The organism is Lacisediminihabitans sp. (genome assembly GCF_036569425.1).
GTDB lineage: Bacteria > Actinomycetota > Actinomycetes > Actinomycetales > Microbacteriaceae > Lacisediminihabitans.
Window position 1 is genome coordinate 1 of record NZ_DATCQQ010000040.1, and the last position, 20757, is coordinate 20757.

Here is a 20757-nt window from a genome sequence, read left to right on the forward strand (position 1 = left end):
TGCCGCGCCCCCGGATGCGGTGCCGCCGCCCGACGCTGCGATCTCGACCATACGAAGGACTGGCAGCATGCCGGACCCTCGAATCACGACAATCTCGCGCACCTCTGCCCGAAGCACCACGACCAGAAACACCACACCGGGTGGACCGTCGAGCACATCGGCGAGGGCGACCTCCAGTGGACCTCGCCCACCGGGCACCGCTATGTGACAGAGCCGGCAACCCGCATGACGGCGGGCAGCGCTGATCGAGCAGACCGTGCAGCGTCCGAGACTAAGCGTTCTGCCGAGGTCCGGACGGCAGCGCATCTCGTCGGTGACCTCGGAGCAGGCGGAGGGCTGGCCTCGCAGCGTCCACCGTGCACAATCACCATGTCGCGCTGAACAAGGTGTTCCGGTATGCCATGCGCCACCGACTCATCGCCTACAACCCTTGCGACGGGGTGGAGCTTCCGCGCCTCGCAGCCGAGAAGGACTTTGCGCCGGTGTTCCTCACGGCTGGCGAGGTCGAGAAGATTGCGACCGCGATGGACACTCAGGCTCCCTTCGGAACGCTGATTCGGTTTGCTGCGTTCAGCGGTCTGCGGTCTGCGGAGATCGCCGGGTTGCGGGTGCGAGACGTGAACCTCGCTGCTGGCCACATCGAGGTTCGGCAGACGGTCCGGCGTGTTGCGGGGAGTGGGCTGTAGGCACTCCCAAGTCCGCCCGGTCGACCCGCAACGTGCCGCTGCTGAACCGTGGGCTTATTGCGGAGCTACGGATGCTGCTGCTGTCCCATCCTGACTCAGGCAACCCCGATGCGTTGTTCTGGCCAGCCCGGGCTTACTCGACGCACGCGGCAGACTGGTCGCGACCTTGCGACGTGGGCAGCATCCGTCGTCACGCGATGGCCGCTGTGGTCGAGGAGTTGGAGATGCCGCCGATGCGGTTCCACGACCTGCGGCACACCTACGCGTCGTTGATGTTCACCGCCGGGTTCAAGCCCTACGAGGTGTCCGGCTGGATAGGCCACGCCTCAGTCGCCACGACGGACAGCATCTACGCCCATCTGTACCCCAGCGACTACAACGAGCAGATCGCCAAGTTCGAGTCGTTCGTGGCGCTCGCTTAGAGGGGTTGTATCAGCCTTCGCGACTCGACCTCGAGCAGGCCCTTGCGCGTGATTTCGACGACGTTCGAATCTGCAGTTACCAAGAACCGGTCGTGGAGGTTGGTGAGGGTTCGTGCGAGGTGCGTTCGCACGTTCGCTGGCACCCATGATCTCAGCGTTGCTCGGTCCAGGGGTCGGTCTCCATGCCAGTAAAGAAGCACTAATACATGATCGGTATGGGGAAGGTTCGTAAGGATTCTCGGCAATCCATTGAAGATCTGGATCATCGGCACTTCTCTTGCAACAAGCGCTTCTATGATCGCCTGGGCTTCGCTCGCGCTGACGTTGTGATGTAGTCGCACCAATTCGGCAAGAATCCAATCCATGGTCGCAACGACGATTGTCGCGTCCTGCGTGTTTGGATCGATGCCATCCGAGAGATGAGCCGTATTTCGCTTGTTGCGGATGTCGTAGATAACGCGGATCGCTCTTGGGAGATGCAGGCGCACACTCTCCGGAAATGACCCGGAAGGTAACTGTGATAGCGCATTGATCACCTGATCGGCCTTGAATTGCGGGTCGCTTAGGGCTTTGTACGCACCGGTGGTGATCCATTGCAAGACTCGCAGAGCCGCCTCGGAAAATCGGCCGCCCTCCACCGATTGTGGTCGAAAGTCTCCGAGGTAGAAGCGTCGCTTTGCCTCGGAGAATGCCGCTAACAGCTCAGTGACCAATTCCGCAGGAAGCCCTGCGGTTACGAATCCCGCCTCGACTGCGGACAGATCTAGAACTGGCACGCGTTAGTTGGTTGTGCCGCGTACTGCATTCACCATGGCTTTGAACGCGGCATCGATGTCATTTTGTTTGACTCTGAACACTCGCGCAGAGCCGCTACCTGACACCGTGACACCGGGAGCATCAGCGATGTGCCTACTGAAGTTGCTTTGGTCGTACGCAGCTTTACTTTGACTTTCAGAACGAATCGTTTCTAAAGGCAGCGTTGTGTGGTCGCTGACGAAGTAGTTAACCCCGGCAAGGCCGGTAACGATAGCTTGCACTTTGGCTGTCATGCTATTTCCGAGCTTCCGACCTGGCAGGTTTATGTGCGGTGTTCCATCAGGGTCAAAGAAGAACACCTCCTCGAGTGCAGACCTGTCGACACCGGACTCGTTAGCTAGCGTCTCGAATCGTTGTTCGGCGCTAAGGGAGCTAGTACTTGGCTCGGACGCATCGGTCTCTGCGGGAAGTTCCGACTTGGTCACATCTGTCGAGCTGCGGATTTCCATTTGACGTGGGGCGGCGTCGATCATGGCTATCGCTGCCTTGAATGCAGTCTCTTGAATCTCGGGTGGCAGATTTGCGTCTACGACGGCAGCCCAAGCTTTGGCCAGAACTTCGCTTGCTTCCATTACAACTCCGGTCAGTCGGGGTGATGGAATTATCCACCCCTAAGCTGAACTCAACTTTCGACACGCCGCCAGGTGCTGTGCCGGGGTTTACACGGGGATCGCCAATTAGGCCGAGAGGAGCATGAGCCTTGCTGCTCAGCGTTTACTTGGAGGGGATGACGGGAATCGAACCCGCGCCATCAGTTTGGAAAACTGAGGCTCTACCATTGAGCTACATCCCCGTGGCAGCCGGCCGTGGGCCGATCGCGCGGTAGCCAGCCTAATACATGGCGCGGGCGCCTCGCGCAATCGAGCGCACGGCGCACCCGGCATACAGTGCGCTAGGCTTGCCGAGGCTTATTTTCGGAAAACGTCTCGCGTCATCCGCCGATCTGTCCTCGGGGTGAACGTACCTCACAACACTGAAGTCCGGGGCGTAGCTCAGCTTGGTAGAGCGCTCGGTTTGGGACCGAGAGGCCGCAGGTTCGAATCCTGTCGCCCCGACAATACCCACGAACACCACGAAGCACAGAAATTCAGGAGATCCCATCGTGAAGACCACGGTTGACAAGCTGAGCCCCACGCGCGTGAAGCTGAGCATTTCGGTTACCCCCGACGAGCTGAAGCCCAGCATCGATCACGCGTACAGCCACATCGCGGAGTCGGTCAACATCCCGGGCTTCCGCAAGGGCAAGGTTCCGCCGCCCATCATCGACCAGCGCGTCGGCCGCGACGAGGTGCTCAACCACGCCGTGAGCGACGGGCTCGACAAGTTCTACCGCCAGGCGATCGAGGAGCAGAAGATCCGCCCGCTCGGCCGCCCCGAGGCCGACATCACCGAGCTCCCCGACGTGAAGGACTTCAGCGGAGAGCTCAAGGTCGTCGTCGAGGTTGACGTGCGTCCCGACGTCGACCTGCCGAACCTCGAGGGCCTCGTGCTCACCGTCGACCCGATCGAGGTGACGGATGAGGAGGTCGAGACCGAACTGCAGAGCCTTCTCGCCCGCTTCGGCACGCTCATCACCGTGGACCGCCCGGCGGCGACCGGCGACTTCGCCCAGATCGACCTCGTCGCCACCATCGGCGGCAACGAGGTGGACACCGCCAACGCGATCTCCTACGAGGTCGGCTCCGGCGACCTCATCGACGGCATCGACGAGGCGCTGGACGGACTGAGCGCCGGCGAGACCACGGTCTTCGAGTCGAAGCTGCTCGGCGGCGACAACGAGGGGGAGTCGGCCGAGATCACGGTCAAGCTTCTCGCCGTGAAGGAGCGCGAGCTTCCCACCGCCGACGACGACTTCGCCCAGATCGCCAGCCAGTTCGACACGATCGACGAGCTCAAGGCGGACATCCGCGAGCAGGTCAAGAAGTCGAAGGTCTTCGGACAGGGCACGCAGGCCCGCGACCAGGTCGTGGATACGCTGCTCGAGTCGCTCGAGATCCCGGTTCCCCCGCAGCTCGTGCTCGACGAGGTGCACCGTCACCTCGAGAACGAAGAGCGCCTCGAAGACGACGCGCACCGCGCCGAGGTCACGGAGTCGAGCGAGAAGACGTTCCGCACCCAGATTCTGCTCGACTCCATCGCCGAGGCCGAAGGGGTGAAGGTGAGCCAGGACGAGCTCACCCAGTACCTCGTGCAGGGCGCTGCCCAGTACAACATGGAGCCAGGCGAGTTCATCAAGGTGCTCGACTCCAACGGCCAGATCCCCGGCATGATCGGTGAGGTCGCCCGCGGCAAGGCGCTCGCGATCGTGCTCTCCAAGGCGAAGGTCGTCGACTCGAACGGCGCCGAGGTCGACATGTCCGGCTTCACCGCCGCCGTTCTCGACGACTCGGATGACGAGGACTTCGTGGAGGCGAGCGCCGGAACGGACGCCGGCCACGAGGGCCACGACCACGGCGGGGCGAACGACAGCCACGGCCGCACCGCGAGCAACGAGCACTACGGGCACGACCACAAGTAGCACGCACGCACCATCCAGGCGTTCGACGGCGATCGCAAATCGCCGTCGAACTCCCGGAGGTTTTCCATGCTCGATCTCGGTCTGCTCTTTGACGTGGACGGGCCGCTCGCCAGCCCGGTGAGCCGCAGCATCCGCATCCCGAGCATCCTCGACGACCTCGTCGCGCTCACGGCTGCCGGTGTGCCGATCGCCTTCATCACCGGCCGGTCCGACACCTTCATCCGCGACAGCGTGATCGCGCCCCTGATGGATGTCGGCCTCGCCGCCGCCCTGGCAACGCCGGGCGCGCGCATGTTCGGCGTGTTCGAGAAGGGCGGCTCCTGGGCGCCCATCACGAGCGAGGGCCTGGGCGAGGTGACCGTCGATGAGAGCGTCGCGTTGCCGGCATCCATCGTCGACGGCGTGCGCGCCCTCGTGGCCGACGGTTTCGCCGACACGATGTTCTTCGACGAGTCGAAGCTCGCAATGATCTCGGTGGAGCAGCGAACCGACGTCTCGACCGAGGCATACCTGCGCGCGCAGTCGCGGTTCAACGACTCCGCTTTCGACCTCGTGGCCGCGGCGGGACTCGGGGTGATGCTCGGTGAGCGGTCGGCTCCGGATGCCGCGGGCAACGTGCCGTTCCGCCTCGACTCCACGATCATCTCGACCGACATCGAGTCGGTGCTGCTCGACAAGGATCGAGGCGCCGCGCGAGCCCTCGACTACTTCGCGGGGCTGGGCGGCCTGCCGACCCTCTGGCGGTCGATCGGGGACTCCCGCAGCGACTACCTCATGGCCGACCACCTGCACGGAGCGGGCTTCGACGTGGCGCACGTGGACGTGCGGCCGGCCGATGGAATCCTCGAGCGTCCGTACCGCGTGATCGTGGAGGGCGAGTCGATCCACGACGAGGCCGGCGCGGCCTTCCTGGGCTACTGGGTGCGCAGGCTCGACGCGAGCGGCGACCGCGGCGCCAGGGTCGACGTCGCCGCGTTGTAACGCAGTCGCGATTGCTGCTCGGCGAGGGTGCGCAGGAACGACTCGGGCGCGGCAGCCAGCGGGAAGGCCGTGATCGCGCGCATCCGTGCGCCTTCGGCGATGCCGTAGAGCAGCGCCGCGGCGTGAGGATCGCCCACGACGACCGTGCGCACCGTCGCCCTCCCGTTGAGGGCCGGCTGGTCGAGCACCAGCAGCGCGTCCTCCGGCGGCTCGACGAGCCGGGGGAGCACGGCGGCGGTCACCCGAGAGAGCAGGGTTCCGGCGTCGCTGGGCAGTCCGGCGCCGCCCGGCAGGAACGCGTCGGCCGGAAGCCCGAGAGTGCGGGCGAGCGTTCCGTCGAGCCAGCGGGCGCGCTTGGGGCCGTACGGCGTGTCCACCGTCGACAGCAGATAGCCGTAGACGTGCAGCAGGCCCGCATTGCCGATCGGCCAGGCGGCGTCCAGACCGGCCACGCGGTGCAGGCGCTCGAACTGGTCGCGAGAGATCACCGGGGCATCGAGGTTCTCGTCGATCACCGTCGACAGGCCCCAGTCGTCGAAGGCCCCGGACGCGGCATCCGCCCTCACCTGCTGGTCCATCGTCTCCTGCGGCACTCGTCCATCGTAGGGACGGACCGGGCCACGCATGGGTAGTCGAGGATTTACACGCTGTTAACCTCGGCGTGGTCGTTTCGTCGCTATTGAAGTCATACTGTGGACATTGCGTCCATGAGGGGTCGCGCCAACCGGGGAAAGAGCGACGTGGCAGGGATCGGCGGGGCACAGCACGGCAAGGTGATGGTGTTCGACTTCGACGGGACGGTGTCCCTCGGCGACGGACCCGTGCGCTCCTACGCCCGCTTTGTCGCGGCCGGGCTCGACCAGGGGGAACGCACTGCGTTCCTCGCGGCCATCGAGGCCGGCCTCACCGGCGACGTCCCGCAGCACCTCGATCCTCTCGACGGGTACGACCTGGTGCACCTGCTCTCCGCCCGATTCGGTGTGACGGATTCCGCCCACTCGGCCGCCTACGTCGCCAGCCGCGCCGAGCTTGCGAGTGACGCGGCTCCCGTGGTCGCGCCGCCCGGCCTCGCCGACTTTCTCGCCGACGCCCGGTCCTCGGCCCGGCTCGTGCTCGCCACCAACGCCCCCGACATCCGCATCGCGGATGCCCTCGACGCGCTCGGGCTCGGCGGCGCCTTCGACGAGGTGCACACCTCGGTGGGCAAGCCGGCAGGCCTGGAGTCGATCATCGACCGGCTGCTCGCCGCCTCGATTGTTGACGAGCCCGCCGCCGCCCTCGTCAGCATCGGGGATGTCTGGGCCAACGACCTGGGCCCGGCCTTCCGACGCGGTGCCACGACCGCCCTCGTCGGACCCCGGGCTGACGGCGCAGCGACGCCGACCCTGCGCGCCAGTTCCCTCGAGCAGCTCTACCCCGCGCTCACCGCGTGGCTCGAACCTGACCTTTCCCAACCGCCACACCGCACCTCCTCCGCCGCATCGCCCACTCTCGAAACGAAGGTAGACCAGTGATCCCCAGAACGGCACTCCGCTCCACAATCGCCCTGTCGGCAGTCGCAGTCACCGCACTCGCGCTCGCCGGATGCTCGGCCCCGGCCGGATCCACCACCAACACGAGCGCGGCGAAGGATCCGACCTCCCTCACCCTCGCGCTCGTGCCGTCGCAGGACCAGGCGGGGCTCGTGGACACGGCGAAGCCACTCACCGACATGCTCACCAAGGCGCTCAAGATGTCGGTTACCGGCGTCGTCTCCAAGGACTACCAGGCCGCCGTCGAGGCAATGGGTGCCGGGCAGGCGCAGATCGGCTTCCTGCCGTCCCTGCAGCTCTGGCAGGCGAGCGACCGCTACGGAGCGACCGTCGTGCTGCAAACCGAGCGCAACGGTAACATCACCTACCCGGCACAGTTCATGACCAACAATCCGGACAAGTACTGCGCCGCCAAGCCCGTCGCGCGAGACGGCAAGCTGTTCTGCAACGGCGCCGAGGCGCTCAAGGGGCCCGCCGGTCTCTCCTCGATCAAGAAGGTGAAGGGCGCCAAGGTCGCCTTGCTCGGCCCGGGATCCCCGGCCGGCTACATCTATCCGGTGCTCGCCCTGAAGAACGCCGGCCTCAACACGGACACCGACATCCAGCAGATCCCGGTCACCGCGAACGACGCGTCAGTGCTCGCGGTCTACAACGGTGACGCCGAGGTCGGCTTCAGCTTCTGGGATGCCCGCGACATCGTGAAGAGCGACAAGCCGGACGTCGGGCAGAAGGTGGTGGTGTTCGCCCTCACTGACGAGATCCCCAACGACGGAGTCGCCCTCACCAAGAACCTCTCACCCACGCTGCAGAAGAAGATCACGAAGGCGCTCGCCGACTACTCCGACACTCCGGAGGGCTCGAAGGTGCTCACCTCTATCTACTCCATCACCAGGCTCGCGCCGGCCAACCCGAAGACGCTCACCGTGGTCGCGGACGCCGCCAAGAAGCTCGGGCTGCAGTAACCATGGGTGCCGTGCCGTTCTCCATCCGTGCGCGGGATGTCACGGTGCGGTACCCGAACGGAGTCGTGGCGCTCGACGGCATCTCCCTCGACATCGAGGCGGGGGAGATGGTGTCGGTGGTCGGACTCTCGGGCTCTGGCAAGAGCAGCCTCATCCGTACCATCAACGGACTCGTGCCGATCAGCTCGGGGAGCCTCGAGGTGGGCGGCCGCCGCCTCGAGTCCCTGCGCGGGCGCGAGCTGCGCGCGCTCCGCGGCGACATCGGCATGATCTTTCAGGGCTTCAACCTAGCCAAACGGGCGAGCGTGCTGAACAACGTGCTCGTCGGGCGTCTCGCGCACACCCCGACCTGGCGCACCTTCCTCGGCGCGTATCGGACCGAGGACAAGCAGATCGCCTATGAGGCGCTCGAGCGGGTGGGCATCCTCGCCAAGGTCTGGGATCGGGCATCCACTCTCTCCGGCGGCCAGCAGCAGCGGGTCGCGATCGCCCGGGCGCTCTCGCAGCAGCCCCGTCTCGTTCTCGCCGATGAGCCGGTCGCGAGCCTCGACCCGCCAACGGCGCACGGGGTGATGGGCGACCTGCGTCGCATCAACCAGGAGCTCGGCATCACGGTGATCACCAACCTGCACCTCGTGGATCTCGCACGCCAGTACGGCACCCGGCTCATCGGGCTTCGGGCCGGGCAGGTGGTCTACGACGGCGCGGTGGCGGATGCCTCGGACGCGGTATTCGAGAACATCTACGGCCGCTCGATCGAGAATCGGGACGTGCTCGGGAGATGACGGCCTACGACCTCCCACCCCGTCCGCGCGGGCGGTGGAAGCCGTGGGCAGCGCTCGGGGTGATCCTCCTGATCACCGCGATCACGCTCAGCCCCCAGATCGGCATCTCGTTCAGCCTCGACGCGATCGTGCGCAACTGGCAGAACGGTGCCTCCAAGATCTTTGCGCTCCTTCAGCCCGACTGGTCGTTCTTCCCCCGCACGATCCCGCCCCTGCTCGAGACGCTCGAGATGGCGGTGATCGCCACCGTCGTCGCATCCCTCGTCTCGCTTCCGCTCAGCCTGTGGGCCGCTCGGCTCACCAATCCGAACCGCTGGACTCGCGGCATCGTGCGCACCCTGCTCAATATCGTGCGGTCGATACCTGATCTGCTCTACGCCTCGGTTCTCGTGGCGATGGTCGGTGTCGGGGCGCTGCCCGGCATCATCGCGCTGCTCCTCTTCAACATCGGCATCATCGTGAAGATGGTGTCGGAGAACATCGAGGCCAACGATGCCGGCCCGCTCGAGGCCGGTCGCGCCGCGGGCGGCACCCAGTTCCAGATCAACCGGGCGATCGCCACGGCGGATGCCCTTCCCGCGTTCGTGAACCAGACCCTCTACGTGCTCGAGCTCAACGTGCGCGCCTCCACGGTGCTCGGTCTCGTCGGAGCCGGCGGCCTCGGACTGCTCATCGATGCCGTGCGCACCTTCTACCGGTACGACCAGCTGTCGCTGATCATCCTCGAGATCCTCGTCGTCGTCATCGTGATCGACAGCGCGAGCGACGCGATCCGGAGGCGGCTGGTATGAGTGCCTCCTCGCTGTTCACCCTGCCCCGGCGGCCGTCCAGGACGGGGCGGCTGGCGATCGGCGTGGTCGTCACGATCATCGTCGTTGCCGCCTTCTGGTCGATCAACATCAACTGGGCCCGGCTCGGCAGCCTGCCCGCCGAGATCCTGCGCTACCTCTGGCTCATGTTCTCGGCGCCGGACTGGTCGAAGCTGCCCGAGGCCCTGCTTCAGACCTGGCGCTCGGTCGAGATGGCGTGGGTCGGCACCGTCCTCGGCCTGGTGATCGCGCTGCCGCTCAGCTTCCTCTCGGCCCGCGGGTTCTCCCCGGCACCGGTGCGCTGGGGGCTGCGGGTGCTGTTCGGGGTGATCCGGGCGGTGCCGGAGATCATCATCGCGATCGTGATCCTCTCGGTCACCGGGCTCACCCCGCTCACCGGAGCGCTCGCGCTCACCCTGAACAGCATCGGCACCCTCGGCAAATGGGGCTACGAGTCCATCGAGTCAGTGGATCCCGGACCCATCGAGGCCGTTCGCGCGGCCGGCGGATCGGGTGTCGAGGTGATCCGCTGGGGCGTCTGGCCGAGCGTGACACCGGAGTTCATCTCCTTCTGGCTCTACCGCTTCGAGATCAACGTGCGTGCCTCCGCCGTGCTCGGGCTCATCGGGGTCGGCGGCATCGGCGACATGCTCACCTCGTACACGCAATACCGGCTCTGGCCCGTCGTCGGGGTGCTGCTCATCGTCGTCGTGGTCGTTACGATGAGCATCGACGCCGTCTCGGGCGCCATCCGCCGCCGAATCACCGAGGGAGCCACCGTTCGTGAGTTGGACCGGTAACGACGACGCGGCGGTGACCACGCGCATCGCGACGGTGCTCAACTCGCTCCAGCCGAGCGAACGCCGTGTCGCGGACCACATCCTCGGCGACCTGGACGGCGTGGTCGAGATGACGGCCCAGGATCTCGCCGACCGCACCGGCGTCGCTCGGTCCACCGTGATCCGCACCTGCCAGACCCTCGGCTACCGCGGATTCCCGCAGCTGCGGGTCGCCCTTACCCGGGAGCTCGCCCAATCGGCCGGTCGCACCGAGGACTTCGGCGAATCGGCCCTCGGAACCATCCGTGCGGAGATCGCGGCGCTCGCCGCATCCCTCCCGCAAATCGCGAGCGTGCTCACCGAAGCTAATGTCGAGGCCGCGGTCGTCACGCTCCTGTCGGCTACCCGGCTGCTCGCCCTCGCCAACGGGCTCTCATCGCCCCTCGCCTCCGACCTGTCCATGCGGCTCACCGCCATCGGGCGCCCCACGGAGTTCGTCGCCGATCCGATCGGGCAGCAGATCGCCGCCCGTCAACTCTCCCCGGCGGATGCCGCGATCATCCTGAGCGGCAGCGGCGCGAACGAGTCGAGTCTCAAGGCCGCGCGTGCGGTGAAGCTCACGGGGGCGAGGCTCGTCGTGATCACCTCGTTCGCGACCTCTCCGCTCGGATCCCTCGCGGATGTCGCCCTCGTGGTGGCGCCGGCCAGCGGGTCGTTCCGCCACGAGCTCGAGCACACCTCGCGAGTGCCGCACGTGATCCTGCTCGAGTCCCTCGTGGAGGTCGTCGCGACTCGGCTGGGGGAGAGCGCCCGGTCGGCCCGCTCGACCGTGCTCACCATCCTCAGCGACAACCTCAGCGACTGAGCCCGCCCCGCGCGCGCCGCACCCCGCCCCACGCCCCAGCCGCCTCATCCCGCTCCCGACTCCGAAAACGCAGGAGATTCGCGGCCAAACACCCCGTCGTGGTGCAATTCGTGCGATTTCGTGGCGAATGTCCTGCGTTTTCGGAACGAGCGGGTCGCCGGTGCGTCGAGATGCGGAGCCGCCGCGCGCGGCCCGACGGACGCGCCGCTCCACTCCGCGCTCTGCCCACGGCGAACAGAGCGATTCTGGCGCGTTGGCTCCGATAGATTCGTCAACAAGCGATAACTGAAACGGAGCGCAACAATGGCCCAACCGGCATTGGTCTCGAGCATTTTCGACCAACTCCTCAAGGACCGCATCATCTGGCTTGGCTCAGAGGTGCGTGACGACAACGCCAACGAGATCTGCGCGAAGATCCTGCTGCTCGCCGCAGAGGACCCGAAGCGTGACATCTTCCTGTACATCAACTCCCCGGGCGGCTCGATCACCGCGGGAATGGCCATCTACGACACGATGAAGTTCGTGCCGAACGACATCGTCACTGTCGGCATCGGCATGGCGGCCTCGATGGGGCAGTTCCTGCTCTCGTCCGGCACGAAGGGCAAGCGTTACATCACCCCGAACGCGCGAGTGCTTCTGCACCAGCCGTCCGGCGGATTCGGTGGAACGTCGGCCGACATCCAGACGCAGGCCAAACTCATCCTCGACATGAAGAAGCGGATGGCGGAGCTCACCGCAGAGCAGACCGGCAAGACGGTCGAGCAGGTAATCATCGACGGCGACCGTGACAACTGGTTCACGGCGAAGCAGGCACTCGAGTACGGCTTCGTGGATCACCTTCGGGAGTTCGCTTCCGAGGTCATCGGCGGCGGCGGCACCGACGACTCCGTGACCACGAAGTAGGGATGGGCAGAACAGACATGGAATTCACCAACTTTGGTCAGCAGGCCGGCGGCATCGCGCCGACGGCGGAGGCTCGCTACATCCTCCCGACCTTCGAGGAGCGCACAGCCTACGGCTACAAGCGCCAGGACCCGTACGCGAAACTGTTCGAGGACCGCATCATCTTCCTCGGCGTGCAGATCGACGACGCCTCGGCGGATGACGTGATGGCCCAGCTCCTCGTGCTCGAGAGTCAGGACCCGGACCGGGACATCGTCATGTACATCAACTCGCCAGGTGGCTCGTTCACCGCGATGACGGCGATCTACGACACGATGCAGTACGTGCGGCCGCAGATCCAGACCGTCGTGCTCGGCCAGGCGGCCTCTGCCGCTGCGGTGATCCTCGCCGCCGGCACCCCCGGCAAGCGGCTCGCCCTGCCGAACGCCCGCATCCTGATCCACCAGCCGTCGACGGGCGACTCCGGCCGCGGCCAGGCGTCGGACATCGAGATCCAGGCCCGCGAGATCCTGCGCATGCGCACGTGGCTCGAGGAGACGCTCTCGCGCCACTCGAACCGCACGATGGAGCAGGTGAACAAGGACATCGACCGCGACAACATCCTGAGCGGCGAGGAGGCCCTCGCCTACGGTCTCGTCGACCAGGTGCTCACCTCGCGCAAGAACATCCCGGCGATCACCAAGTAGTTCGCTTCACGAAGGGCCCCCGGTTCGCGCGGGGGCCCTTCGTGCGTCCGCCGCACCGAGTGCCGGCTCGCGAATTCCGCCGCAAATGTCTGGCGGCGAGACGCTCAGGCCTTGGGCCCCGGTTTCTTGCGACTCGTGGCCAGCACGGTCACGATGACCGCAGCACCCACCGCGAGCACCGCACCGCCGATCCAGAGCACCGCCTGAAGGGTGCTCTCGTCGACCGAGGCCGGCTTGCTGGCACCACCGATGGGAGTGCCCGTCCCGTTGGGTTTGAGCGTTCCGTGGCAGTCGGGCACCTTCGCGCTGCCGGTGCTCGGCGTGAATCCGGCCGGCGGCTGCCAGGTGAACTCGAACGAGTCGGACACGGTGTGCGCGTCGGTGGAAATGGCTTGCCAGGTGATCGTGTACTTGCCGGCCGCCCCGAGCGCGGCATCGGTGGCGAGCGTGGGCCCGTCCACCGTGACACAGCCGTCGCCGTAGTATCGCCCGGCGGAATCCCGAACCTGCAGAGCGAAACCCGCGTCGTTGCCCTCGATGTTGAGCAGTGCGCCGTTCGTCGTCACCGAGAACTTCGGCGGGAGTTCGGTGAGCGTCTCATTCGCCGTGGGCGTCGTCGCGATCGGGTAGTTGTGCGCCTGCGCGGGAGCGGCGATGCCGAGAACCGCGCCCACTGCCACGAGCACGCCGAACCCGGCTATCGCAATCCGTTTGATCGGGACGGGCATGGCCTAGTTCGCCGCCTTGCGTCGTGAGAACACGACGGCGAGCACGATTCCGACCGCGCCGACGACGAGACCGGAGATGCCCAGACCGCGCGCGATCGGGTCACTCGCGGCACTCGCCGTGGTGCTGGCTCCGCCGTGCGCCTCCTTTTCGGTGGCGGCCGTCACTTCGGCGTCCGCGTCGTGGCTCGCGACCGGTGTGTCCGTCACGTAGAGCACGGGGGCGGGCATCTCGGCATCCGCGCCCTTCTCGTTCCACTTCACGACCTTGCCGTCGCTGTAGGTCTGGGTGGCCGGCAGCAGGATCTGGCCGGTGTCGGGAACCGGGCCGACCGAGACCGAGAGCAAGAGCAGCTGACCATCCTCGATCGCGTGCCCGGGCTGGGCGGTCCAGATCACCTTCGTCACGGCTTCGGTCACCTCGCCGCCGTGCACCTTCACGGGCTTCGGCAGCGTCTCGGTGACGAGCTCGACATCCCAGCCGGCCACCGGCACGTAGCTCACGCTCGCGAACGGCGTCTCCGTAGGGAGGTCCACCTCCACCTTGTCGGTGGTGGCCGTCGCCGACTCGTTGGGAATCGTGAAGGTGATGAGGGCGTAGCTGCCAGGTTCGGCGGTGTACGGAGTGACGCTCACGTGGGCGTTCGCCGAGAGGGGCGCCGCGATCGCGAGAATGGCTCCGGCACCGACGGCGACCGCGCTGGAGAGAACGGAGGTGGACAGGATGGTGCGCTTCTTCATTTTCTTCCTCAGCAATGAATGAGATCGGCGGAACGATTCTCGCCCAGCGGCGTCGTCCATCGGATGTTCGGAGCCGATCCCGAGAATGATTGTTACGGGGGTGTTCAGATCGCCGCGAGCGCGGGCGGTCCCCGATGGGAGAGGAAGGAGAAGACGAGGCTGACCGGCCTGGGCACGACGGCACGCTCGACGGCGACCGCGCTGGCGAGGGGATCGAGCGAATGGACGGGGACGGGGCGGGTGACGAGGCGCCAGAGGGCGCCGACGCGGAGACGGGCGAGATCGAAGAGGCCCCAGAAGGCACGCTCGCCGCGGCGGATGGCCACGATCGTCAGCACGGCGGCGATGGCGTGACCGAGCCACATCGTGGCATCCGGACCGACGATCGCCTGGCCAGCGGGCAGCGCGGCGATTTCGGCGGCCATCTGCGCGGCCGAATGCTGCATCCCGGCTGGCGCGGTGCCGGGCGGGGTGGTCGCCTGACCCAGCAGGCTGAAGGCGCCGTGGAACGCGAACTGGCTCAGTGCGACGGCGGTGGCGAGCCTCACGCGGGAGAGGGTCTTGCCGGCGAGGGCCACGCAAACGAGGCCGGAGAAGGCGAGGGACAGCGCGATGGCGACGGCGCTCGGCATGCTTCCTCCCGCGATCGCGTGCGAGCAGACCGCGGCGAAGGTGGCGACGAGCGCGGCGAGCCAGCCCCGGGCGAACCTGGCCCATCTGGTCGTCATCGTCTCTCCCATTCTGGCGTGTGCGTCGCGGGAAAAGTCTATGGCGGATTCCTCGCGGTTTCCGGCGCGGGCGAACGGGGGCCAGGTTTGCCGTGTCGTATTCGCACATGATGCGGTCAGTGTCGCTGAGTCGGGTTAGGCTCGGTGTGAGGACGCTGGTAGCACCAATACGAACGATCCGTAGAAGAAGACGGCCGCCGCTTCCGCAAGAGCAGTGGCACTGGGGCCAAGACCTGAAGGAGGCCGAGCATGGCACGAATAGGCGAGAGCGCCGATCTGCTCAAGTGTTCCTTCTGTGGCAAGAGCCAGAAGCAAGTGCAGCAGCTCATTGCCGGTCCGGGCGTGTACATCTGCGACGAGTGCGTCGAACTGTGCAACGAGATCATCGAGGAACGCCTGGCCGAGGCCGGCGAGGAGACCGCGAGCGAGTTCGAGCTTCCCAAGCCGCGCGAGATCTACAGCTTCCTCGAGGAGTACGTGATCGGCCAGGAGGCCGCGAAGAAGGCCCTCTCGGTCGCCGTCTACAACCACTACAAGCGCATCCGTTCGCGAAGCACCCTCACCTCGGCCGACGCGCTCATCGACGACGTCGAGATCGCCAAGTCCAACATCCTGCTCATCGGTCCCACCGGGTGCGGCAAGACCTACCTCGCGCAGACCCTCGCCAAACGCCTCAATGTGCCGTTCGCGGTCGCGGATGCCACGGCCCTCACCGAGGCCGGGTACGTGGGGGAGGATGTCGAGAACATCCTGCTCAAGCTCATCCAGGCCGCCGACTACGACGTGAAGCGCGCCGAGACCGGCATCATCTACATCGATGAGATCGACAAGATCGCCCGCAAGGCCGAGAACCCGTCGATCACCCGCGACGTGTCTGGCGAGGGCGTGCAGCAGGCGCTGCTCAAGATTCTTGAGGGCACGATCGCCTCCGTTCCCCCGCAGGGCGGCCGCAAGCATCCGCACCAGGAGTTCATCCAGGTCGACACGACCAACGTGCTCTTCATCGTGGCCGGCGCCTTCGCCGGGCTCGAGGAGATCATCTCCCAGCGTGCGGGCAAAAAGGGCATCGGCTTCGGCGCCCCGCTGCACAGCAAGGGCGACGACGTCAACCTCTTCGGCGAGGTGCTGCCGGAAGACCTGCACAAGTTCGGTCTCATCCCCGAGTTCATCGGCCGCCTGCCCGTCGTCACCACGGTGACGCCGCTCGACCAGGTCGCGCTCATGGAGATCCTCACCAAGCCGAAGAACGCCCTCGTGCGCCAGTACCAGCGCATGTTCGAACTGGATGGCGTGGTGCTCGACTTCGAACAGGACGCCCTCGAGGCCATCGCCGACCTGGCCGTCCTGCGCCAGACCGGCGCCCGCGGCCTGCGGTCGATCATGGAGGAAGTGCTCGGCCCGATCATGTTCGAAGTGCCGTCGAGCGACGACATCGCGCAGGTGATCGTGACCCGCGCCGCCGTGCTCGAGAACGCCGCCCCGACGATCGTGCCTCACAAGGCGATCCGCCAGGAGAAGTCGGCCTAGCTCCGCGGAGCTCGGGCACGCTTACGTTCCTCGAACACGATCCTGCGCGGGCGCAAACCTGCGGCTGATTGTGTCGTCGCATGACCACGAACGCCCGACGGCACGATGCCCGGCTCGACGAGCCAACTCTCGACGACACCTCCTTCGACGACACCTCCTTCGACGACACCTCCCTCGACGACACCGTCGAGTACCCCTACCTCCCCGTGGCGGCTGACCACTCCGTCGGCCCCGCGTTGCCGTGGGAGCGCACCCCGGCCGAGGCGTTCCGCAGCATTCCGCGGGTCTTCCGCGAGCACCGGCGTGCCGCGGGGATCGTCGGCGCGGTGATCGGGGTGATCCTGCTGTCCGGCGCGACCGCCTGGGCGGTGAGCGCGGGCGTCTCGAGCGGCGCTCCCGCGGCTGTGGCCGCGGCACCGGTCTCCGACACCGGCGCCGGGCTCGCGCCGGGCGGAGTCGGCGCCGACGCGACGCGAGCGGCCGTACGCGGGCGGATTACGGCGATCGACGGCTCCACCTGGACGGTGCTGAGTGCAGCGGGCAAGTCACTCGTCGTGACGATCACCAGCGGCACCCGATTCGGCACGGCGAAGGTGCCGGCCGCAGCCGCCGACTTCGCGGTGGGGAGCGCCGTCGTGGTGGTCGGCGACCGCTCGGCCGGAAGGATCACCGCCGCGAGGGTCGTGGAGCGCCGGACTGGCCCACGCACGTCGCCAGGTACCGGGTCGCCAGGAGCCACGCCGCCGGGAGGAGCCACGCCACCGGGAGGAGTCACGTCGCCAGGAACCACCAGCTAGCCGGGTCCACCGCTTGCGGATTGGACCGCGTGGCAGCGGCGGGGGCGGCCCTAGGCTGAGGGAATCCCCGGCAGTCTCGAGAAAGTCCGATAGCCATCATCCAGCCGATCACCGCGGGAATCGTCGCGGCCATCACCGGTTTCTCCAGCTCGTTCGCGATCGTGCTCGCCGGCCTTGCCGCGGTGGGAGCAACCCGCTCGCAGTCCGCCTCCGGCCTCCTCGTGATCTGCGTGGCGCAGGGGGTGCTCTCCGTCGTGCTGAGCGCGGCCTATCGCGTGCCGCTCAAATTCGCCTGGAGCACGCCGGGGGCGGCTCTCCTCGTGGCCACGGCCGGGGTGACCGGGCGATTCGCCGAGGCCGTCGCCGCGTTCATCGTCGCGGCCGCCCTCATCGTGCTCGTCGGCCTGTGGCCGGCACTCGAGAGGCTTATCGGCCGCATCCCGCGGCCGATCTCGAACGCCATGCTCGCCGGCATCCTGTTCCCGCTCTGCCTCGCTCCAGTCAAGGCCGCCGTGCAGATCCCGCTGCTGGCGATACCCGTGATTCTCGTCTGGCTGCTGCTGTACCGTCTCGCGCCGCGGTGGGCGGTGCCGGCGGCGATCGTGCTCGCCGGCATCCTGCTCGCGGTCACCGTCGACTCCGGCTGGCTGCGCGGCGCATCGCTTCTGCCCAGACTCGACTTTGTGGCACCCGTCTTCGACCCGCTCGTGGTGGTGAGCCTCGCCATCCCGCTCTTCATCGTGACGATGGCCGGCCAGAACATCCCGGGCGCCGCCATCCTGCACAACTTCGGCTACCGTCCGCCGGTGCGTGCCGCGCTCATCGGCTCCGGGTTGCTCTCCGGTGCCGGGGCGCTCTTCGGCGGCATCCCGATCAACCTCGCCGCTCTCACGCAGGCCCTCACAGCGGGGCCCGAGGCGGCGGCCGACCGGGACAGCCGCTGGATCGCGCCGGTGTCGGCCGGCGCGACCTACATCGTGCTGGGGGTGCTCGCGGGCGTCGCCACCGCGTTCGTCGCCGCATCACCGCCCGTGCTCATCCAGGCGGTGGCCGGCCTGGCCCTGCTCGGTGCCCTCGTGGGCGCCGTGACGGCCGCGGTTGAGGATGAAGCGAGCCGGCTCGCGGCGATCGTCGCGTTCCTCGTGACGGCGTCCGGAATCACGGTGGCGGGCATCGGCTCCGCGTTCTGGGGCCTCGTCGTGGGGGCGGTCGTCATGCTCTGGTTGGGCTGGCGGCGCCGCGCCGAGCGCCCGACCGACACCGCACCCGACAGGTGACCGCACCCGCCCGACGGCGCGCCCGACCGGTGACCCCGCGCTCGCGCCAGCACCTGCGCGGCCACCGAATCCGGGCGCGGTCGTCTCGCCCCAGCTGCCTCAGCCTCAGCTCTCCAGCAGGCCCCGGCGCTTGAGCAGCGGCTCGATGACGGCATCGCGTCCGCGGAACTCGCGGTACGCCTCCAGCGGATCCTTCGACCCGCCGACCCCGAGAAGCAGCGAACGAAAGCGGTCGCCGTTCGCGCGGGTGAGCCCGCCGTTCTCGGTGAACCAGTCGACGGTGTCCGCGTCGAGCACCTCGCTCCAGATGTACGAGTAGTACCCGGCGTCGTACCCGCCGGAGAACGTGTGCGCGAAGTAGGCGCTCGAGTATCGGGTCGGCACGGCCGGGTTGTCGAGGCCCACCGCCGCGAGCGCCTCCGCCTCGAACTCGGCAACGTCGGCGACGGTGTCGTCCGCCGTGATGCGGTGCCAGGCCTGGTCGAGCAGGGCGGCCGCGAGGTATTCGCTCGTCTTGAAGCCCTCATTGAACGCCGAGGATGCCCGGATCTTGTCCACGAATGCCTGTGGCATGGGTTCGCCGGTCTCGAAGTGCACGGCGTAGTTAGTCAGGATCTCCGGCCACAGCATCCACATCTCGTTCACCTGGCTCGGGAATTCGACGAAGTCGCGGTACACGTTCGTGCCGGAGAACTTGGGGTAGGCGACCCGGGCGAACAGGCCGTGCAGCGCGTGCCCGAACTCGTGGAAGAACGTGTTCACCTCGTCGTAGCTGAGCAGGGTGGGCGATCCTTGGGCCGGTTTCGGCACGTTGAGATTGTTCGTGACGACGACCGGATGATCGAGCAGGTCGTTCTGCGAGACGAGGGAGTTCATCCACGCGCCTCCCCGCTTGGAGTCCCTCGTGTAGAGGTCGAGCACATAGAGACCCACGGGGGAGCCGTCGTCGTTCTTCACCTCGAACACGCGCGCGTCCGGGTGGTAGGCGACGAGGTCCGGGCGCTCGGTGAAGGTCACCCCGTAGACGCGCGTGGCAGCGAAGAACACCCCGTCGCGCAACACCCGCTCGGCCTCGAAGTACGGACGCATCGCCGCCGTATCGACGTCGTATTTCGCCTGGCGCACCTTCTCGGTGTAGTACGCCCAGTCCCAGGACTCGAGGGCGAACTCGTCGCCGATCTGGGCCTGCAGGTCGGCCAGTTCTGCGCGGGCGTTGCGGGCGGCGATGGGAGCGAGACGACCGAGCATCGAGGCGACGGCCGCCGGCGTCCTGGCCGTCTCATCCGCCGTGACGTACGCCGCGTGGTTCTCGAAACCGAGGAGGCGCGCCCGTTCGGCGCGCAGGCGAGTGATCTCCAGCACGAGTTCGCGATTGTCGTTGTCGCCGCCTCGACTGCCGCGCGAGCGGGACGCAGCCATGATCCGCTTGCGCACGTCGCGGTTGGTGAGCGAGTCGAGGTACGGATGCCCCGTCGGCAGCACCAGGGTCACGAGGTACTTGCCGTCCAGACCTCGCTCCCTGGCCGCCTCGCCCGCGGCGGAGATTTCGCCAGCGCCCAACCCGTCGAGCTCGGCGACGTCGTCGATCACCACCGCGAGATCGTTGGTGTCGGCGAGCAGGTTCTTCTCGAACCGCGTGGTGAGGGTGGAGAGCTTCTGGTTGTAGTCGCGCAGGGCGGCCTTCTGGTCATCGTCCAGGGCGGCCCCGGCAAGGGTGAATTCGGTGTAATAGCGCTCGACGAGGTAGCGGGATTCCGCGTCGAGGTCGAGCTGATCGAGCTGCTCGTGCAGGGTCTTGATGCGCCGGTACAGCGCGGAGTCGAGCCTGATCGCGTCGGAGTGCGCGGCGAGGATGGGGGCCATCTGCTCCTCGAGCTCGTTCGTGAAGTCGGAGCTGTCGGCCGAGCTCTTGTTGAAGAACACGGTGGCGACGCGCTCGAGAGTCTGCCCGGACTTCTCGAGAGGGATCATCGTGTTCTCGAAGGTGGGCATGTCCCGGCGGCGGGTGATGTTCGAGATCTCGGCGAGGTGTTCCTCGATGCCTTTCTCGAAGGCCGGCCGGTAGTGCTCGTCCCGAATGGCGGCGAAAGGTGGCAGCCCGTAGGGGAGGGTGCTGGGCGCGAAGAAGGGGTTCTGCGCGAGATTCTGTTCAACCATGCGGGCTAGCCTAGGCCGAATGCCGGCGCGGAGACGACAGCGCACGGGAGTTGCAAAGGAC

At 67.0% G+C, this 20757-nt stretch carries 23 protein-coding genes and 2 tRNA genes; 16 read left to right on the plus strand and 9 right to left on the minus strand.

Going from position 1 to position 20757, the window contains the following annotated elements:
* A partial coding sequence (locus VIM54_RS07465) for a hypothetical protein (protein WP_331900197.1) occupies nt 1-198 on the minus strand: 198 nt, incomplete at its 3' end.
* A 158-nt stretch (nt 199-356) separates the two neighbouring features.
* On the opposite strand from VIM54_RS07465, the gene VIM54_RS07470 reads away from it, so the two are divergent.
* On the plus strand, nt 357-686 hold the full coding sequence (locus tag VIM54_RS07470; RefSeq protein WP_331900199.1) for a hypothetical protein: 330 nt from the start codon (nt 357-359) through the stop codon (nt 684-686).
* 71 nt (nt 687-757) lie between these two features.
* Complete coding sequence (locus VIM54_RS07475) at nt 758-1108, plus strand: tyrosine-type recombinase/integrase (protein WP_331900201.1); 351 nt, start codon at nt 758-760, stop codon at nt 1106-1108.
* Here VIM54_RS07475 and VIM54_RS07480 read toward each other — a convergent pair.
* The 3 genes from VIM54_RS07480 to VIM54_RS07490 form a co-directional block, all read right to left on the minus strand.
* Complete coding sequence (locus VIM54_RS07480) at nt 1105-1884, minus strand: hypothetical protein (protein ID WP_331900203.1); 780 nt, start codon at nt 1882-1884, stop codon at nt 1105-1107. The genes VIM54_RS07475 and VIM54_RS07480 overlap by 4 nt on opposite strands.
* A gap of 3 nt (nt 1885-1887) precedes the next feature.
* Nucleotides 1888-2496 carry a hypothetical protein gene (locus VIM54_RS07485; RefSeq protein ID WP_331900205.1) on the minus strand — a complete coding sequence of 203 codons (609 nt, stop codon included), beginning with the start codon at nt 2494-2496 and terminating at the stop codon, nt 1888-1890.
* 147 nt (nt 2497-2643) lie between these two features.
* Nucleotides 2644-2717 (minus strand) — tRNA-Gly (locus VIM54_RS07490).
* Between the two features lie 188 nt (nt 2718-2905).
* Between VIM54_RS07490 and VIM54_RS07495 the strand changes: the two genes are divergently transcribed.
* From VIM54_RS07495 to VIM54_RS07505, 3 genes are all read left to right on the plus strand, one after another.
* Nucleotides 2906-2979, plus strand: a tRNA-Pro gene (locus VIM54_RS07495).
* Between the two features lie 47 nt (nt 2980-3026).
* Complete coding sequence (tig, locus tag VIM54_RS07500) at nt 3027-4442, plus strand: trigger factor (RefSeq protein WP_331900207.1); 1416 nt, start codon at nt 3027-3029, stop codon at nt 4440-4442.
* A gap of 66 nt (nt 4443-4508) precedes the next feature.
* Entirely contained in the window at nt 4509-5423 is a 915-nt protein-coding gene (locus VIM54_RS07505; RefSeq protein ID WP_331900208.1) for a hypothetical protein, read from the plus strand.
* On the opposite strand, the gene VIM54_RS07510 is transcribed toward VIM54_RS07505, so the two are convergent.
* Nucleotides 5357-6016, minus strand: a complete 660-nt coding sequence (locus tag VIM54_RS07510; protein ID WP_331900209.1) for an amino acid deaminase — start codon at nt 6014-6016, stop codon at nt 5357-5359. The two genes, VIM54_RS07505 and VIM54_RS07510, sit on opposite strands and share 67 nt — an antisense overlap.
* 114 nt (nt 6017-6130) lie before the next feature.
* Here VIM54_RS07510 and VIM54_RS07515 point away from each other — a divergent pair, with 114 nt between their 5' ends.
* The 8 genes from VIM54_RS07515 to VIM54_RS07550 all read left to right on the plus strand — a co-directional run bounded on the left by VIM54_RS07515 (nt 6131) and on the right by VIM54_RS07550 (nt 12744).
* On the plus strand, nt 6131-6937 hold the full coding sequence (locus tag VIM54_RS07515) for an HAD family hydrolase (protein WP_331900210.1): 807 nt from the start codon (nt 6131-6133) through the stop codon (nt 6935-6937).
* The gene (gene phnD, locus VIM54_RS07520; protein ID WP_331900212.1) at nt 6934-7917 is read left to right on the plus strand and encodes a phosphate/phosphite/phosphonate ABC transporter substrate-binding protein; all 984 of its coding nucleotides are present in this window, start codon (nt 6934-6936) and stop codon (nt 7915-7917) included. Before VIM54_RS07515 ends, phnD begins: the two co-directional genes overlap by 4 nt.
* Before the next feature lie 2 nt (nt 7918-7919).
* On the plus strand, nt 7920-8702 hold the full coding sequence (phnC, locus tag VIM54_RS07525) for a phosphonate ABC transporter ATP-binding protein (protein WP_331900213.1): 783 nt from the start codon (nt 7920-7922) through the stop codon (nt 8700-8702).
* Nucleotides 8699-9493, plus strand: a complete 795-nt coding sequence (gene phnE, locus VIM54_RS07530; protein ID WP_331900214.1) for a phosphonate ABC transporter, permease protein PhnE — start codon at nt 8699-8701, stop codon at nt 9491-9493. Before phnC ends, phnE (VIM54_RS07530) begins: the two co-directional genes overlap by 4 nt.
* Nucleotides 9490-10311: a phosphonate ABC transporter, permease protein PhnE gene (gene phnE, locus VIM54_RS07535; RefSeq protein WP_331900215.1), complete on the plus strand. Its 822-nt coding sequence runs from the start codon at nt 9490-9492 to the stop codon at nt 10309-10311. Before phnE (VIM54_RS07530) ends, phnE (VIM54_RS07535) begins: the two co-directional genes overlap by 4 nt.
* Nucleotides 10295-11155 carry a MurR/RpiR family transcriptional regulator gene (locus VIM54_RS07540; protein WP_331900217.1) on the plus strand — a complete coding sequence of 287 codons (861 nt, stop codon included), beginning with the start codon at nt 10295-10297 and terminating at the stop codon, nt 11153-11155. Before phnE (VIM54_RS07535) ends, VIM54_RS07540 begins: the two co-directional genes overlap by 17 nt.
* Before the next feature lie 303 nt (nt 11156-11458).
* Nucleotides 11459-12058 carry an ATP-dependent Clp protease proteolytic subunit gene (locus tag VIM54_RS07545; protein WP_331900218.1) on the plus strand — a complete coding sequence of 200 codons (600 nt, stop codon included), beginning with the start codon at nt 11459-11461 and terminating at the stop codon, nt 12056-12058.
* 17 nt (nt 12059-12075) lie between these two features.
* On the plus strand, nt 12076-12744 hold the full coding sequence (locus VIM54_RS07550) for an ATP-dependent Clp protease proteolytic subunit (protein ID WP_331900300.1): 669 nt from the start codon (nt 12076-12078) through the stop codon (nt 12742-12744).
* 104 nt (nt 12745-12848) lie between these two features.
* Here the strand turns inward: VIM54_RS07550 and VIM54_RS07555 are convergent, their stop codons facing one another.
* The 3 genes from VIM54_RS07555 to VIM54_RS07565 all read right to left on the minus strand — a co-directional run bounded on the left by VIM54_RS07555 (nt 12849) and on the right by VIM54_RS07565 (nt 14938).
* Nucleotides 12849-13472 (minus strand): copper resistance CopC family protein, encoded by a 624-nt coding sequence (locus tag VIM54_RS07555; RefSeq protein ID WP_331900219.1) that lies wholly within the window; start codon nt 13470-13472, stop codon nt 12849-12851.
* A 3-nt stretch (nt 13473-13475) separates the two neighbouring features.
* Nucleotides 13476-14210: a YcnI family protein gene (locus VIM54_RS07560; RefSeq protein ID WP_331900220.1), complete on the minus strand. Its 735-nt coding sequence runs from the start codon at nt 14208-14210 to the stop codon at nt 13476-13478.
* 104 nt (nt 14211-14314) lie between these two features.
* Nucleotides 14315-14938: a hypothetical protein gene (locus VIM54_RS07565; protein ID WP_331900221.1), complete on the minus strand. Its 624-nt coding sequence runs from the start codon at nt 14936-14938 to the stop codon at nt 14315-14317.
* A 249-nt stretch (nt 14939-15187) separates the two neighbouring features.
* On the opposite strand from VIM54_RS07565, the gene clpX reads away from it, so the two are divergent.
* The 3 genes from clpX (at nt 15188) to VIM54_RS07580 (ending at nt 18539) form a co-directional block, all read left to right on the plus strand.
* Nucleotides 15188-16465 carry an ATP-dependent Clp protease ATP-binding subunit ClpX gene (gene clpX, locus VIM54_RS07570; RefSeq protein ID WP_331900222.1) on the plus strand — a complete coding sequence of 426 codons (1278 nt, stop codon included), beginning with the start codon at nt 15188-15190 and terminating at the stop codon, nt 16463-16465.
* A gap of 80 nt (nt 16466-16545) precedes the next feature.
* Nucleotides 16546-17262, plus strand: a complete 717-nt coding sequence (locus VIM54_RS07575; protein ID WP_331900223.1) for a DUF5666 domain-containing protein — start codon at nt 16546-16548, stop codon at nt 17260-17262.
* Nucleotides 17263-17381: 119 nt separating this feature from the next.
* Nucleotides 17382-18539 carry a benzoate/H(+) symporter BenE family transporter gene (locus VIM54_RS07580; RefSeq protein ID WP_331900302.1) on the plus strand — a complete coding sequence of 386 codons (1158 nt, stop codon included), beginning with the start codon at nt 17382-17384 and terminating at the stop codon, nt 18537-18539.
* A gap of 105 nt (nt 18540-18644) precedes the next feature.
* Here VIM54_RS07580 and VIM54_RS07585 read toward each other — a convergent pair whose 3' ends face one another.
* Complete coding sequence (locus VIM54_RS07585; RefSeq protein WP_331900225.1) at nt 18645-20696, minus strand: M3 family metallopeptidase; 2052 nt, start codon at nt 20694-20696, stop codon at nt 18645-18647.
* Between the last annotated feature and the right edge of the window lie 61 nt (nt 20697-20757).

What these genes read in the sequence shown, in the direction of transcription:
- VIM54_RS07475 (WP_331900201.1), top strand. Translation starts at nt 758, where the DNA reads ATGCTGCTGCTGTCCCATCCTGACTCAGGCAACCCCGATGCGTTGTTC.
- VIM54_RS07485 (WP_331900205.1), bottom strand. Translation starts at nt 2,496, where the DNA reads ATGGAAGCAAGCGAAGTTCTGGCCAAAGCTTGGGCTGCCGTCGTAGAC.
- VIM54_RS07505 (WP_331900208.1), top strand. Translation starts at nt 4,509, where the DNA reads ATGCTCGATCTCGGTCTGCTCTTTGACGTGGACGGGCCGCTCGCCAGC.
- VIM54_RS07515 (WP_331900210.1), top strand. Translation starts at nt 6,131, where the DNA reads ATGAGGGGTCGCGCCAACCGGGGAAAGAGCGACGTGGCAGGGATCGGC.
- phnC (WP_331900213.1), top strand. Translation starts at nt 7,920, where the DNA reads ATGGGTGCCGTGCCGTTCTCCATCCGTGCGCGGGATGTCACGGTGCGG.
- phnE (WP_331900214.1), top strand. Translation starts at nt 8,699, where the DNA reads ATGACGGCCTACGACCTCCCACCCCGTCCGCGCGGGCGGTGGAAGCCG.
- phnE (WP_331900215.1), top strand. Translation starts at nt 9,490, where the DNA reads ATGAGTGCCTCCTCGCTGTTCACCCTGCCCCGGCGGCCGTCCAGGACG.
- VIM54_RS07545 (WP_331900218.1), top strand. Translation starts at nt 11,459, where the DNA reads ATGGCCCAACCGGCATTGGTCTCGAGCATTTTCGACCAACTCCTCAAG.
- VIM54_RS07550 (WP_331900300.1), top strand. Translation starts at nt 12,076, where the DNA reads ATGGAATTCACCAACTTTGGTCAGCAGGCCGGCGGCATCGCGCCGACG.
- VIM54_RS07555 (WP_331900219.1), bottom strand. Translation starts at nt 13,472, where the DNA reads ATGCCCGTCCCGATCAAACGGATTGCGATAGCCGGGTTCGGCGTGCTC.
- VIM54_RS07560 (WP_331900220.1), bottom strand. Translation starts at nt 14,210, where the DNA reads ATGAAGAAGCGCACCATCCTGTCCACCTCCGTTCTCTCCAGCGCGGTC.
- VIM54_RS07565 (WP_331900221.1), bottom strand. Translation starts at nt 14,938, where the DNA reads ATGACGACCAGATGGGCCAGGTTCGCCCGGGGCTGGCTCGCCGCGCTC.
- clpX (WP_331900222.1), top strand. Translation starts at nt 15,188, where the DNA reads ATGGCACGAATAGGCGAGAGCGCCGATCTGCTCAAGTGTTCCTTCTGT.
- VIM54_RS07575 (WP_331900223.1), top strand. Translation starts at nt 16,546, where the DNA reads ATGACCACGAACGCCCGACGGCACGATGCCCGGCTCGACGAGCCAACT.
- VIM54_RS07585 (WP_331900225.1), bottom strand. Translation starts at nt 20,696, where the DNA reads ATGGTTGAACAGAATCTCGCGCAGAACCCCTTCTTCGCGCCCAGCACC.